Annotated in this window: 15 protein-coding genes; 5 read left to right on the top strand and 10 right to left on the bottom strand. The window is 71.1% G+C overall.

Annotated elements, in window-relative coordinates; translation table 11 throughout:
- Positions 1 to 2: 2 nt before the first annotated feature.
- The 6 genes from rbfA to rimP all read right to left on the bottom strand — a co-directional run bounded on the left by rbfA (position 3) and on the right by rimP (position 6009).
- Complete coding sequence (gene rbfA / locus ACFWY5_RS29220; RefSeq protein WP_379618097.1) at positions 3 to 476, bottom strand: 30S ribosome-binding factor RbfA; 474 nt, start codon at positions 474 to 476, stop codon at positions 3 to 5.
- A 17-nt stretch (positions 477 to 493) separates the two neighbouring features.
- Positions 494 to 790, bottom strand: a complete 297-nt coding sequence (locus ACFWY5_RS29215; protein ID WP_379618095.1) for a DUF503 domain-containing protein — start codon at positions 788 to 790, stop codon at positions 494 to 496.
- 120 nt (positions 791 to 910) lie between these two features.
- Complete coding sequence (gene infB / locus ACFWY5_RS29210) at positions 911 to 4090, bottom strand: translation initiation factor IF-2 (protein ID WP_379618093.1); 3180 nt, start codon at positions 4088 to 4090, stop codon at positions 911 to 913.
- 112 nt (positions 4091 to 4202) lie between these two features.
- On the bottom strand, positions 4203 to 4517 hold the full coding sequence (locus ACFWY5_RS29205) for a YlxR family protein (protein WP_379635649.1): 315 nt from the start codon (positions 4515 to 4517) through the stop codon (positions 4203 to 4205).
- Positions 4501 to 5505: a transcription termination factor NusA gene (gene nusA, locus ACFWY5_RS29200; protein ID WP_379618089.1), complete on the bottom strand. Its 1005-nt coding sequence runs from the start codon at positions 5503 to 5505 to the stop codon at positions 4501 to 4503. The genes ACFWY5_RS29205 and nusA overlap by 17 nt, the downstream gene beginning before the upstream one ends.
- A 12-nt stretch (positions 5506 to 5517) precedes the next feature.
- Positions 5518 to 6009 (bottom strand): ribosome maturation factor RimP, encoded by a 492-nt coding sequence (gene rimP, locus ACFWY5_RS29195; RefSeq protein ID WP_379618087.1) that lies wholly within the window; start codon positions 6007 to 6009, stop codon positions 5518 to 5520.
- A 221-nt stretch (positions 6010 to 6230) separates the two neighbouring features.
- Between rimP and ACFWY5_RS29190 the strand changes: the two genes are divergently transcribed.
- Entirely contained in the window at positions 6231 to 6713 is a 483-nt protein-coding gene (locus ACFWY5_RS29190) for a hypothetical protein (RefSeq protein WP_379635647.1), read from the top strand.
- Entirely contained in the window at positions 6710 to 7186 is a 477-nt protein-coding gene (locus ACFWY5_RS29185; protein ID WP_379635645.1) for a ferritin-like domain-containing protein, read from the top strand. The genes ACFWY5_RS29190 and ACFWY5_RS29185 overlap by 4 nt, the downstream gene beginning before the upstream one ends.
- Here the strand turns inward: ACFWY5_RS29185 and ACFWY5_RS29180 are convergent.
- The 3 genes from ACFWY5_RS29180 to ACFWY5_RS29170 form a co-directional block, all read right to left on the bottom strand.
- Positions 7180 to 7386 carry a DUF4236 domain-containing protein gene (locus ACFWY5_RS29180; RefSeq protein ID WP_184967012.1) on the bottom strand — a complete coding sequence of 69 codons (207 nt, stop codon included), beginning with the start codon at positions 7384 to 7386 and terminating at the stop codon, positions 7180 to 7182. The genes ACFWY5_RS29185 and ACFWY5_RS29180 overlap by 7 nt on opposite strands.
- A gap of 71 nt (positions 7387 to 7457) precedes the next feature.
- Positions 7458 to 9200, bottom strand: coding sequence for a proline--tRNA ligase (locus tag ACFWY5_RS29175; RefSeq protein ID WP_379635643.1), 1743 nt, complete (start codon positions 9198 to 9200; stop codon positions 7458 to 7460).
- 94 nt (positions 9201 to 9294) lie between these two features.
- Positions 9295 to 9945, bottom strand: coding sequence for a hypothetical protein (locus ACFWY5_RS29170; protein WP_379618078.1), 651 nt, complete (start codon positions 9943 to 9945; stop codon positions 9295 to 9297).
- Positions 9946 to 10074: 129 nt separating this feature from the next.
- On the opposite strand from ACFWY5_RS29170, the gene ACFWY5_RS29165 reads away from it, so the two are divergent.
- Positions 10075 to 11010: an acyl-CoA dehydrogenase family protein gene (locus ACFWY5_RS29165; protein ID WP_379635641.1), complete on the top strand. Its 936-nt coding sequence runs from the start codon at positions 10075 to 10077 to the stop codon at positions 11008 to 11010.
- On the opposite strand, the gene ACFWY5_RS29160 is transcribed toward ACFWY5_RS29165, so the two are convergent.
- Positions 11007 to 11453 (bottom strand): hypothetical protein, encoded by a 447-nt coding sequence (locus ACFWY5_RS29160; protein ID WP_379635639.1) that lies wholly within the window; start codon positions 11451 to 11453, stop codon positions 11007 to 11009. The genes ACFWY5_RS29165 and ACFWY5_RS29160 overlap by 4 nt on opposite strands.
- 174 nt (positions 11454 to 11627) lie before the next feature.
- Here ACFWY5_RS29160 and ACFWY5_RS29155 point away from each other — a divergent pair, with 174 nt between their 5' ends.
- Together ACFWY5_RS29155 and ACFWY5_RS29150 are read left to right on the top strand one after the other, a co-directional pair.
- Entirely contained in the window at positions 11628 to 12674 is a 1047-nt protein-coding gene (locus ACFWY5_RS29155) for an LLM class flavin-dependent oxidoreductase (RefSeq protein ID WP_379618072.1), read from the top strand.
- Positions 12675 to 12716: 42 nt separating this feature from the next.
- Positions 12717 to 13763: a hypothetical protein gene (locus ACFWY5_RS29150; RefSeq protein WP_379635637.1), complete on the top strand. Its 1047-nt coding sequence runs from the start codon at positions 12717 to 12719 to the stop codon at positions 13761 to 13763.
- Positions 13764 to 13766 lie beyond the last annotated feature (3 nt).

Here is a 13766-nt window from a genome sequence, read left to right as displayed (position 1 = left end):
CGTCATGTCGTCGGGTGCCCTGCGCGGCCAGAGGGTTCGTCCTCTTCCTCGTCCTCCGCGTCGGGCTTCTTGTAGGGGTCGGGTTCGCCGGCGTAGGCGGCGTTCTCGGCCTGGCGGGCCAGTTCCTGGTCCTTGGCACGGGCAGCGTTGATCAGGTCGTCGAGCTGGCGGGCGCTGTCGGGCAGCGGGTCGTGCTTGAACGTCAGCGTCGGCGTGAAGCGCACGCCGGTCTGCTTGCCGACCTCCGAGCGGATGATGCCCTTGGCGCTCTCCAGCGCGGCGGCGCTGTCGGCCCGCTCGGCCTCGGAGCCGAAGACCGTGTAGAAGACCGTGGCCTCGCGCAGGTCGGCGGTGATCCGCGTGTCGGTCACGGTCACGAAGCCGAGGCGTGGGTCCTTGATCCGCCGCTCCAGCATCTCGGCGACGATCTGCTGGATGCGGTCGGCGAGCTTACGCGCTCGTGCGGCGTCGACCATGTCAGTCCCCCTTTGTCTTACTCTTCGTCGTTGTAGATCCGCTGCCGGGCGGACAGCAGCTCGATCTCAGGGCGGTAGGCCACCAGCCGTTCGCAGGCGTCCAGCACCTCTTTGCAGTTGCCGGCGGAGGCGGAGACGACGGCGATGCCGATCTCCGCGCGCCGGTGCAGATCGAGGTGGCCGGTCTCGGCCGCGGCGGCACTGGGGTAGCGCCGCAGAACCTCGGCGACCAGAGGCCGCACGACAGATCGCTTCTGCTTCAGCGAACGCACGTCGCCGAGCAGGATGTCCAGGGTCAGAGCACCCACATACATCGTTGGCAACCACCGCTTCGCTCGAGTTCAGAACGCGCGTCCGGCTCCGCTGCGGTGGAAAAGCCCGCCGGGCGCGCGAGAGGCGCCCGGCGGATGGTCCGCCGGGCGCCCGGCCGCGTGTTACGCGCGCGGCTTCTCCCGCATCTCGAACGTCTCGATGACGTCGTCGAGCTTGATGTCGTTGTAGCCGACACCGATACCGCACTCGAAGCCCTCGCGGACCTCGGTCGCGTCGTCCTTGAAGCGGCGCAGCGACGACACCGTGAGGTTGTCGGCGACCACGACACCGTCGCGGATGATCCTGGCCTTGCTGTTGCGGACGATGACGCCCGAACGGACCAGCGAACCGGCGACGTTGCCGATCTTCGGCACCTTGAAGACCTCGCGGACTTCGGCGGTGCCCATCTGCACCTCTTCGAACTCGGGCTTGAGCATGCCCTTGAGTGCCGCTTCGATCTCCTCGATCGCCTGGTAGATGACCGAGTAGTAGCGGATGTCGACGCCCTCGCGCTCGGCGAGGTCGCGCGCCCGGGGCTCAGGCCGGACGTTGAAGCCGATGATGACCGCGTTGTCGTCGGCCACGGCCAGGTTGACGTCGTACTCGGTGATGGCGCCGACGGCGCGGTGCAGGACACGGAGCCTGACCTCGTCGCCAACGTCGATCTTGAGCAGGGCGTCTTCCAGGGCCTCCACCGAACCGGACACGTCACCCTTGATGATGAGCTTGAGCTCGTCGACGCGACCCTTCTCAAGGTCACTGAAGAGCTCTTCGAGGGTACGGCGGCGCGAGGACTTGGCCATGTCGGCGCTGCGCTTGCGCGCGGCCCGCTGCTGGGCGATCTGGCGAGCCATCCGGTCGTCGGTGACCACGATGAAGTTGTCACCGGCGCTCGGCACGGCCGTCAGACCCATGACCAGGACCGGACGCGACGGGTCGGCCTCTTCGACCGGCTCCATGTTGTCGTCGAGCAGCGCCCGGACGCGGCCGAAGGCCTCGCCGCAGACGATGGAGTCGCCGACGCGCAGCGTGCCGCGCTGGACCAGGACGGTCGCCACCGGACCGCGCCCCTTGTCGAGGTGCGCTTCGATCGCGATGCCCTGAGCGTCCATCGTCGGGTTGGCGCGCAGGTCGAGCTCGGCGTCGGCGGTCAGGATGATCGCCTCCAGGAGCTGGTCGATCCCGGTGCCGTTCTTCGCGGAGATGTCCACGAACAGCGTCGAGCCGCCGTACTCCTCCGCCACCAGGCCGTACTCGGTGAGCTGGGCACGGACCTTGTTGGGGTCGGCGCCCTCCTTGTCGACCTTGTTGACCGCGACCACGATCGGCACGTCCGCCGCCTGGGCGTGGTTGAGCGCCTCGATGGTCTGCGGCTTCACACCGTCGTCGGCCGCGACCACCAGCACCGCGATGTCGGTGGCCTTGGCACCACGGGCACGCATGGCGGTGAACGCCTCGTGACCCGGGGTGTCGATGAAGGTGATCTTCCGGTCTTCGCCCTCATGCGTGGCGCCGACCTGGTAGGCACCGATGTGCTGGGTGATGCCACCGGCCTCGCGGGCCACCATGTTGGTCTTGCGGATGGCGTCGAGCAGCTTCGTCTTACCGTGGTCGACGTGACCCATGACGGTCACGACGGGCGGACGCGCGGCCAGGTCGGCCTCGTCGCCCTCGTCCTCGCCGAACTCGATGTCGAAGGCCTCGAGGATCTCGCGATCCTCCTCCTCCGGGCTGACGACCTGGATGTTGTAGTCCAGTTCCTGGCCCAGAAGCTGCAGGGCGTCCTCGTTGACCGACTGCGTCGCGGTCACCATCTCGCCCAGGTGCAGCATGATCTGCACGAGCGAGGCGGGGTTCGCGCCGATGCGGTCGGCGAAGTCGGACAGCGACGCACCGCGCGGAAGGCGGATCGTCGCACCGTTGCCACGAGCGACCTGCACGCCGCCGATCGCCGGCGCCGACATGTTGTCGAACTCCTGGCGCCTCTGCCGCTTGGACTTGCGCCCACGCGTGGGACGGCCACCGGGACGGCCGAAGGCGCCGGCGGTGCCGCCACCACGACCGCGGCCACCGCCACCGGGACGACCGGCGAAGCCGCCGCCACCGCCACCGGGACCACCGGTGCCCGTGCGCGGACCGGCGCCGCCGCCGCCACCGGGACGACCGGCGAAACCGCCGCCGCCACCGGGACGACCGCCGCCGCCACCAGGACGACCGCCACCGCCGCCACCGCCGCCGGGACGACCGCCGCCCCCACCGGGACGACCGCCACCGCCACCGCCGCCACCACCGGGACCGGCGGGACGACCCTGCGGCATCATCATCGGGTTGGGACGCGGACCGCCGGGACGCGGGCCACCGGCGCCGGGACCCGGACGCGGACCGGCCGCACCGGGCGGGCCGGGACGCGGACCCGCGGCACCCGCGGGACCGGGACGGCCCTGCGGCGGACGCGGACCGGCGCCGTCGCGCGGCGGACCGTCACGACGGTCGCGCGGGCCACCCTGACCACCGTCGCGGCCGGGGCGGTCGCCACCGGGACGCGGCGGACGGGACTGGCCCATGCCGCTGGCGTTGGACGAGAACGGGTTGTTGCCAGGACGCGGGCCGCGCGGACCCGGCTTGGGTCCACCGGGGCCCGGACGCGGGCCACCGCCGGACTGGGCGCCTGGGCGCGGGCCGGACTGACGGTCGCCGCCGGACTGACGGTCACCGCCGGAAGGACGCTCGCCACCGCGCTCGCCGCCGGATCCACCGGGACGGGACGCGGGACCGGGCTTCGGCCCGCCGGGCCCGGGACGGGCGGCGGGACCGGGGCGCGGGCCGGGAGCCGGCCGCGAGCCGGAGGGCCCGCTCGGGGTGCTCGGAGCACTCGGAGCGCTCGGGGCACTGGTGCCACTGTCGAAATGCGCCTGCGGAGCCTCGGAGCGCGGAGCTTCGGGCTGCGGCTGGTGCGGCATCGGAACCGGACCAGGGCGCGGGCCCGGCTTGGGAGCCGGACCAGGCTTGGGCCCCGGACGCGGGGCTGATGGAATCGGCGACTCAGCGCCGTTGCCGGCTTGGCTGTCAGCCGGCCGAGGAGCAGCCCTTGGCGGCTGCGGCTTGTTGGACGACGAACCGCCGCCCTTACTGGACCCACCCTTCGATGCGCCCAGAGCTTCGGTGAGCCTGCGGACCACCGGCGCCTCGATGGTGGAGGACGCCGAACGGACGAACTCCCCCATCTCCTGGAGCTTGGCCATGACGACCTTGCTCTCGACGCCGAACTCCTTAGCGAGCTCGTATACCCGGACCTTCGCCACTGCACTCCCTTACTCGGCCCGGGAGGCTGGCTGTGCCGTCCGGACCGTCGCTACCTTGACGTCTTCATCGCCGCGTGCTCATCAGGCGCTCATAGCAATCTGACTCCGCCCATCAACTCGGCGTCCTACATGACATTTCGTGGTTCTCCTCTTTCAGGTGCGCCCGCACACGCGAGACGTCAAGCGGCCCCGGCACGCGGAACGCGCGCGGAAACGCTCGGCGACGCTCGGCAAGCTCCAGACAGCTCAGGTCGGGATGCAGCGATGCACCCCGGCCGGGAAGCCGTCCTCGCAGGTCGGGGACTATGTGATCCTCAACCAGCACCAATCGGAGCAGCTCGGACTTAGCCGTGCGAACCCTGCAGCCCACACATGTTCTCTGCGGGGCTGCCAGGCCACCATATTCCAGCTTACCGTGTTGACGCATCTACGGAACCGGCGGCATCCTCTGCCTGTGCGTCGGAGCGGATGTCGATCCGCCATCCCGTGAGGCGGGCGGCGAGCCGGGCATTCTGCCCTTCCTTGCCGATGGCCAGCGAGAGCTGGTAGTCGGGCACGATGACGCGCGCGACCCTCCCCTGCAGATCCAGAACCTCGACGTTGGAAACACGGGCGGGCGACAGGGCATTCCCCACGAACTCCGCGGGGTCCTCCGACCAGTCGATGATGTCGATCTTCTCGCCGTGGAGCTCGGTCATCACGTTGCGCACCCGCGAGCCCATCGGCCCGATGCAGGCGCCCTTGGCGTTGACGCCCGGCTTGCGCGAGCGCACCGCGATCTTGGTACGGTGCCCCGCCTCCCTGGCCACGGCGGCGATCTCCACCGTGCCGTCGGCGATCTCGGGCACCTCCAGCGCGAACAGCTTCTTCACCAGCCCGGGGTGCGTGCGCGACAGCGAGACCGACGGCCCCTTGTGCCCCTTCTTCACCTGCACGACGTAGGCGCGGATGCGCTCGCCGTGCACGTAGTCCTCGCCCGGGACCTGCTCGTTGTGCGGGAGCACGGCCTCGATCTTGCCCAGGTCGACCAGCACGACGCGGGGATCCTTGCCCTGCTGGATGACGCCGGAGACCAGCTCGCCCTCCCGGCTGGCGAACTCGCCGAAGTTGATCTCGTCCTCGGCGTCGCGCAGCTGCTGCAGGATCACCTGCTTGGCGGTCGTCGCCGCGATGCGGCTGAAGTTGCCCGGGGTGTCGTCGAACTCCCGGACGACCTCGCCCTCCTCGTCGAGCTCCGCCGCCCAGATGCTGACGTGGCCGGTCTGCCGGTCGAGTTCGGCCCGTGCCTTCTGGGCCGCGCCGTCGGTGCGGAAGTAGGCGATCAGCAGCGCGTCCTCGATCGCCTTGACCACCAGGTCGAAGGAGATGTCCTTCTCCCGCTCCAGGCTGCGCAGGACGCTCATGTCGATGTCCACGAGGCTTCCCCCTTAGCCTTCGTCGCCGTCTGGGTCTTCGTCGTCCAGACGGCGGAATTCCACCTGCACCCGTCCGCGGGTGAGGTCCTGATAGTCGAGCCGGCGCTCAGCGCCGTCAACGGAGAGGTCGACGCCGGCGTCGTCGGCGGTCAGCACCCGGCCCTCCACGACGGAGCCGTCGCGCAGCTCCGCCTTCACCAGCCGCTTGGCCGCGCGGCGCCAGTGGCGCGGCTCCGTCAGCGGCCGGTCGACGCCTGGAGAGGACACTTCGAGCGTGTAGGCGGATCCGCCCATCGCATCGTCCTCGTCGAGGGCGGTGGAGACGGCCTGGCTCACCTCCGCCACGTCGTCGAGGCTCACGCCGCCGTCGCGGTCGACGACCACGCGCAGCAACCGGCGCTTGCCGGCCGTCGTGACCGTGACGTCCTCCAGATCGAGACCCTCCGCGGCGACGACGGGCTCAAGGAGCTTCATCAGGTGGTCGCGGGATGATGCGCTGCCCATATCGACCTCCCCTATTGTCATGTTTCCAGCCGGGCGTACCTCGCCGTCGGCTGTCGGCGTCCATGGCAGCACTGCCAGCGACGACAGTTGACACCCTATCCGTACCAGGGCCCGAAAAGAGCGCCACTCGGCACGCTCGGGTGGCGAGCCGCCGGTGGCGGCGATCGCGGGCGCGAGCCCGTACGATGCTGTCTGCGTCCTGTTTCCCGGAGGTCTCACCCGTGCGCCGTCCACTGTCCCGCCGTGCCGTTCTCGCGGGCGGGGCGAGTCTCGCGGGCGCGACGGCCCTGGCGGGGTGCAGCGGCTCGGGCGCCCCGGAGACCACGACCCCCAAGCCGGAGGACCCGGAGCACGTCCTGGCGCGCGAGCTGATCGCCGACAAGGAGCGCACGATCGGCCTCTACACCACGCTGATCACCGCGGGCGGCGAGAAGCTGACGCCCTTCCGCGAGCGTCACCGGGCCCACCTGGCCGAGCTGCGCCGCCGCTTCCCCGACGCGGCCAAGCTCCCCACCAACCCGCCGACCACCCCGCCGTCGCCGCCGCCGAAGGTCTCTCTGACGCGGCTGCGCGACGTGGAGCGCAAGGCCGCCGCCCTGCGCCCGCGCCAGCTCGCCGACGCCTCACCCGCCCTCTCCCAGCTGATCGCCAGCATCGGCGCCTGCGAGGCCCTGCACGTCCTGTCGCTGCCGAGGTCCCTATGACGCTCTCCACACAGACATCCCGCTCCGATCTGGAACGGCTCCGCAAGGCACTCGCGGCCGAGCACGCGGCGGTCTACGCCTACGGCCTGATCGGCGCGAGGACGACGGGCGCGCTGCGGGCCAGGGTGACGTCGGCGTTCGACGGCCACCGGGCCCGCCGCGACCAGCTACGCGGCCTCATCACCGCCCGCCGGGGCCGCCCGGCCGAGCCGGAGCCCTCCTACGCGCTGCCGGTGACGCCCGGCAACGCCACGGAGGCGATCCGCCTGGCGGTCCACGTGGAGCAGGGCATCACCGCGACCTACCTCGAACTGGCCGCCTGCGAGGACGCGGCCCTGCGCCGGTACGCGGCCCTGGCCATGCAGGAGTCGGTGACCCGCTCCTACGGCTTCCGCCCCTCGGCGCCGGCGTTCCCCGGCATGCCCGCCCCGCCCAAGCCGGCCCCCTCCCCCACCACCAGTCCGTCTCAGTAGCGGTAGTGGCGGGTACGGCCGCGCCCCAGGGTCTTGGTCACGTGGAGCCCACCGGGCAGGCGGACGGAAAGGTGCCGGCGCCCGTCGGGGGTCGTCTGGATGTGGAAGCGGCGGTTGCCGAAGCTGTGGCCGACACCGTGGCGTGAGAGGTTGATGCGGAATGGGCCTACCTTGATGGACTTCCGGTAGTGCCAGCCCATGGAACCCTCCTCGGGATCGGTTACGCCCTGATAACGAGCGACCGGGCGAGGAGAGTTCCGGAGCGTGACGGTCAGGAGCAGGCGGCGAGGATGCGGGCGCTCGCCTCGGCGAGGGGGATCTCTTCCTTGGTGCCGGAGGCGCGGTCGCGCAGTTCCACCACGCCGGAGGAGAGGCCGCGGCCGATCACCAGGATCGTCGGCATGCCCAGCAGTTCCGCGTCCTTGAACTTGACGCCCGGCGACACTCCCGCCCGGTCGTCGACCAGGACGCGCAGGCCCTTGGCGGTCAGTTCGTCGGCCAGTTGCAGGGCGACCTCGATCTGGTTCTCCTTGCCGGTGCCGACGATGTGCACGTCGGCGGGGGCCACCTCGCGCGGCCACACCAGGCCGAGCTGGTCGTGGGCCTGCTCGGCGATGACGGCGACGGCGCGGGAGACGCCGACGCCGTAGGAGCCCATGGTGATGCGGATGGGCTTGCCGTCGGGGCCGAGGGCGTCGAGGCCGGCGGCGTCGGCGTACTTGCGGCCGAGCTGGAAGATGTGGCCGATCTCGATGCCGCGGTCGATCGACAGTTCGCCGCCGCAGCGCGGGCAGGCGTCGCCGGCGCGTACCTCGGCGGCCTCGATGGTGCCGTCTGGGGTGAAGTCGCGGCCGGCGACGACGTCGACGGCGTGCTTGCCGGGCTCGTTGGCACCGGTGACCCAGGCGGTGCCGGTGACGACGCGGGGGTCGACCAGGTAGCGGATGCCGAGGTCCTTCAGGACCTGCGGGCCGATGTAGCCGCGGACCAGGCCGGGGTGCTTGGCGAAGTCCTCGGCCTCGAAGATCGCCGGCTCGCCGGGGGCCAGCGCGGCCTCCAGGCGCTTGAAGTCGACGTCGCGGTCGCCGGGGACGCCGACGATGAGCGTCTCGACCTTGTCGGAGCCGGGCGTGGTGATCTTGACGACGATGTTCTTGAGGGTGTCGGCGGCGGTGATCGACAGGCCGTGGACCGTGTTGACGTGCTCGACGAGGGTCTCGATCGTCGGGGTGTCCGGGGTGTCGAGCACCTGCTGGGCGCCGGCCTCCGCCACCGGGCGCGCGGCGGGCGCGGGGGTGGTGACGGCCTCGGCGTTGGCGGCGTAGCCGCAGGAGTGGCAGGCGACGAAGGTGTCCTCGCCGGTGGGCGTGGGGGCCAGGAACTCCTCGGAGGCCGAGCCGCCCATGGCGCCGGAGGTGGCGAAGACGATCTTGTAGTGGATGCCGAGCCGGTCGAACAGCTTGATGTAGGCCTCGCGGTGCTGCTCGTAGGAGCGCTTGAGGCCGTCGTCGTCGAGGTCGAAGCTGTAGGAGTCCTTCATCAGGAACTCCCTGCCGCGCAGGATGCCGGCGCGGGGGCGGGCCTCGTCGCGGTACTTCGTCTGGATCTGGTAGAGCGTGACCGGGTAGTCCTTGTAGGAGGCGTACTCGCCCTTCACCATGTCGGCGAAGAGCTCCTCGTGGGTGGGGCCGAGCAGGTAGTCGGCGCCCTTGCGGTCCTTGAGGCGGAAGAGCGTGTCGCCGTACTCGGTCCAGCGGCCGGTGGCCTCGTAGTACTCCCTGGGCAGCAGCGCGGGGAAGAGGACCTCCTGGCCGCCCATCTTGTTCATCTCGTCGCGGACGATCGACTCGACGTTCTTGAGCACGTGCATGCCCAGGGGCAGCCAGGAGTAGATGCCGGGCGCGACGCGGCGGACGTAGCCGGCGCGGACCAGGAGCTTGTGGCTCGGGACTTCCGCGTCTGCCGGGTCGTCCCGCAGGGTGCGAAGAAACAACGACGACATGCGCAGCAACACGGCTACTCCTTGCTCGAACCCGGAAGTGAAGGACTACAGGCTATCGACTCGGGGGGCCGCGCCGCGCGGGCTTGCCGCCTCGGCGCCTTCACGCTCAGGTCACGAACAACGCGAAGAGCCCCGCCAGCACGGCCGTGACCCCCAGCGCGCGCAGCCGTCCCACGGTGGTACGGCGCAGCCACAGCACGGCCATGACGGTCAGCACGCCGACGACCACGGCCGGGACCGGCCAGAACGTGGCCTCGGTGTCGAGGAACCCGGGCGTCGCCCGGTCGATGACGTCGGCCAGCACCAGGGCGCCGATGCCGCCGGCGGCCAGGTCGCCCCAGAGATCGTTCCTGCGGGTGAGGTAGCCGAGCATGCCCAGGCCCACGAGCAGCACGAGCAGCACGTTCAGCGCGACGGGCCCGCCGCCCACGACGTCGATGTTGAAGCGGCCCTGGATCGCGCTGCCGCCCATGGCGGCCACCAGCGACGAGACGGTCGCCAGGAACGTGGTCAGCAGCGCCCATCCGAACCCGGTGCTCGTGGCGCCGAGCGCGATGGTCAGCGCGAGGTAGACGTACGGGTCGTAGAGGTCGGCGAGCAGGGCCGGCGCGTTGTCGGTGACGAACATGCCGAGAAGGCCGACGGCCAGCCCTCCGAGGAAGGCCGCGAGAACGTGGCGTTCGATGCCGCGCTGTCGCCGGTCGTACTCGGCGAAGTCGGCATAGTCGACGGCGCTCGTCTTCTTCTCCATCTCCATTCCCAGGCCACCCTTTCCCCCAGTAACCACTAAAGGCGGCCATTACTCACAGTATGCGGACTTACAGAAAAGGCAAAATTCGGTCAACCGAAGCTAACGGCGAAGCAAGTGCTTGGTTAGTCTTGGAGCATGGATCTGCTGCGTGACACCGTCCGGTCGTACCTGTCCCGCCGCCCGTCCGCGTCGTGGGCGGACTTCGCGCGGGAACTCGGCATCGCGGGACTGGCCGTGCCCGAGGAGTACGGCGGCGCGGGCTGCGGGCCCGAGGAGGTCGCGGCCGTGGCGTGGGAGGTGGGGCGGGCGCTGTCGGCGCAGCCGTTCCTGCAGACGGCGGTACTGGCGGTGGCGGCGCTCAGGCTCGACGGGGATGCGGCGGCCCGCTCGCGCCTGCTCCCGCCGCTGGCCGAGGGCGCGATGAGCGCGACCGTCGTGTTCGGCCCTGAACTGTCGCTGGAGGACGGGCTGCTGAACGGGGAGGCGCCGTATGTCCTGGACGGGGATCTGGTGCTTCTCTACGCCGGCGGGCATCTGGTCGAGGCCCGGCCCGCGGTGCGGGAGCCGTACCGGACCATGGACCTCACGCGGCCCCTGACCAGGCTCGTCTTCGAGCGGACGCCCGCCACCGTCCTGGGCGGGGACGAGCACCGGGACGCGGTCCGCACGCTCGGGATCGCCGCGCTCGCGGCCGAGCAGGCGGGCGGGGCGGAGCGGTGCCTTGAGGCGTCGGTGGAGTATGCCAAGCAGCGGCGGCAGTTCGGGCGGCCGATCGGGTCGTTCCAGGCGATCAAGCACAAGCTGGCCGACGTGGCGCTGCTGGTGGAGTCGGCCAGGTCGGCGGCGCTGGCCGCGCACGAGTCGGACGTGACCGCCGCCGTCGCCGGGGCCTACTGCGGAGAGGCCTATCTGCGCGCGGCGGGTGAGAACATCCAGGTCCACGGCGGCATCGGGATCACCTGGGAGCATGACGCCCACCGCCATCTGAAGCGCGCCACCTCCGACGCCCAGCTCTTCCGCACCCCGCTGGGGCATCGCGGGGAGCTGGCCGCGCACGTGTTCGGCGGCTAGCCGCCGAGGAGTTCTTCCCAGGGCTGGCGGGCGTTGGTGCGGCGGGTGGTGTCCAGGGCCTCGGCCAGGCGCCAGAAGCCGGGGCGTACGTGCACGCGGGCCGAGCCCATGGGGTCGACGGCGTGGAGTTCGAAGCGGACGCCCATGACGTCGAGGACGGCCGAGGCGTCACTGCCGGGACCGGCCGCCGTGACCAGGCTGCCGTCGAAGTCGGGGTCGCGCACGTGCTCGGCGAGCAGCGCGGCCACCTCGGCGGCGTAGGGGCCGTCGCGCCACTCGATGTGCCAGCTGTGGTCGGCGCCCCGCCACCAGGTGAGGTCGCGGCACGCCTCGATGAAGTCCGCCTTGGTGGCCAGGACCGCCATGACCCGGCCGAACGCCTCGTAGCGGCGCGCGCTGGAAAGCTCGTCGTCGCTCGACCGAGTCCGGCGGAAACCCCTCATGTCTGGGAGCGTGCCATCTTTCTGCCGCCGCAGCGCGTGCTTTCGCCTCACGATCACCCACTCTGATCGCCGTACCACGTATCCCGCAAGTCCCGGACGCACAGCCGCACTTCCCGCCGGACAGCCGCCCTGATAGTCTCTACCAAGCGAGCGCTTGGTTTACTTGGAGGATGAATGCGGATCAGCCTCGGTTACGAACTGGAGGTTCGCGGGCGTACCCGCGAGGTCGAGCAGCAGGCGTTCCGGAATGTGATCGACCAGGTGGTCCTGGGCGACCAACTGGGCTTCGACACGGCCTGGTTCGTCGAACACCACTTCACCAGGGGTTTCTCCCACTCCTCCGCGCCGGATCTGGTGCTGGCCGCGATCTCTCAGCGCACCGAGCGGATCCACCTGGGGCTGGGCGTGGTGCTGCTGCCCTTCCAGTCGCCCATCCGTACGGCGGAGCGCGTGGCCACCCTCGACGTCCTGAGCGGCGGCCGGGTGGAGTTCGGGACCGGCCGCGGCGCCTCGCCGCTGGAGTACCAGGCGTTCCAGAAGCCGTTCGAGAAGTCGCGGCAGATCTGGGAGGACTCCCTGGAGGCCACGCTGGCCATCTGGCAGGCGGACGGCGAACCGGTCAGCCGGTCGAACGAGTTCTTCGAGATTCCGGACGTGTCCGTGTACCCGCGGCCGGTCCAGGAGCCGTATCCGAGGGTGTGGGTGGCGTCCACGTCCCTGGAGGGCTACCTGGCGGCAGCCAAGCACGGCTACAACCTGCTCGGGATGACGATGCTGAAGGGCATCGACGACGTCGCCGCCGACATCGCGAAATACCGGGAGTGCCTGGCCGACCATGGCTTCGACCCCGCCAGCCGGCGGGTGGCGCTGATGATCCCCTGGTACGTGGGGCAGGCGCGGGACGAGGCGGCCGACGCCGTGCTCTGGTATATCCGGCGCCAGGTCAACCTGGTCACGCCGCCCGACTACTACGACGCCCGCCACGCCACCCATCGCGTCCTGGGACAGCTCGCGGCCGGCATGCCGCCCGACGAGGCCATGGCGACGCTGCGCGAGCACCTCATGGTCGTGGTGGACGACGTGGAGGGCTCACGCAAGGCGGTCGCGCGCATCGCCGAGGCCGGCGCCACCGACCTGATCCTGCAGTGCCAGGTGGGTGGGCTGGCGCATCCGCTGGTCACCGAGTCGATGCGCACGTTCATGACCGAGGTGGTGCGCTGATGCGCCGCTGCGGTCTCAGGGAAGGGATGGGGGTGGCCTTCGATGCGATGGCTCACACGTGACGACCTGGGCGCCGCCGGGCGGTCGGCGTCCGGGCTGCTGGTGGTCTCGCCGGACGCGGCGAGCGTGTTCCCGCTCGGGCCCGGGGAGCGCGCCGACGCCGCCGCGATGACCGGGGCGGCGCTCAAGGCTGCGGGCGTCGGCGCGCGGGACCGCGTGGTGGTGGCACTGGCCGAACCGGCCGGCGCCCTGTGGGCCGGCGCGGCGGCGGACGTCGCGCGGGCCGGCGCCTCGGTCGGGCCCAGAGGGCGGATGCGGCTGCACCACGCGCTCACCTCGGTCGGGGCCACGGCGCTGGTGGCGACGCCGACCGGGGCCATGGACTTCCTGTCCCGCCTGCACCTGGAGTTTCTGCTTGACCCGCTGGACCTGGGGCTGCGCACGATCGTGCTGACGGGTGAGAACGCGGCCAAGCGGACGATGGCGTATCTGGCCAAGGAGTTCGACGCCGCGGTGACCGAGGTGTACGCGAGCCCGTTCACCGGGGCCGCGCTGGCCTGCCGTACCGCGGAGGAGGAGCCTTTCGTGCCGCTGGCCGAGGGGCTGGTCGGGCTGGCGGCGCTGGGCAAGGACGCGCTCGATCCCGGTGCGGGCGAGCTCGCCGAGGTGGTGATCACGCCGCGCGGGCACGCGGCGCTGGGTGACGCGGTGCTGCGTACCGGGCAGGTGTCGCGGGGCGGGCTCGCGCCCGCGCACACGGTCGGCGAGCACGTGCTCGTGCGCGGGGTGTGGGTGTCGCTGCTCCGGATCCAGAAGGCGCTGGCCAAGGTGGACGGGGTGTCGGGCTGGAAACTGACGGTGAGCCGCCAGGGCACGCTGGACGCCGCCGTGCTCACGGTCGTCTTCAACCGGGCGAGCCTGATCAAGAACCCGATGTGGAAGTCGCGCATCCAGCAGGCCGTGCACGGGCTGACGCCGGTGCAGATCGGGGTGGAGGTGGCGCCCGAGGTGTCGGAGGCCGTCACGCCCGGTGTCGTGGCGGACCTGCGCGGCCACCACCTGGGCCGCGATCGCAGCCTGGCCGGCTGAGGA

The sequence above is a fragment of the Nonomuraea sp. NPDC059007 genome (genome assembly GCF_042740555.1).
Taxonomy (GTDB): domain Bacteria; phylum Actinomycetota; class Actinomycetes; order Streptosporangiales; family Streptosporangiaceae; genus Nonomuraea.
This window is presented reverse-complemented; position numbering and strand designations above follow the sequence as displayed.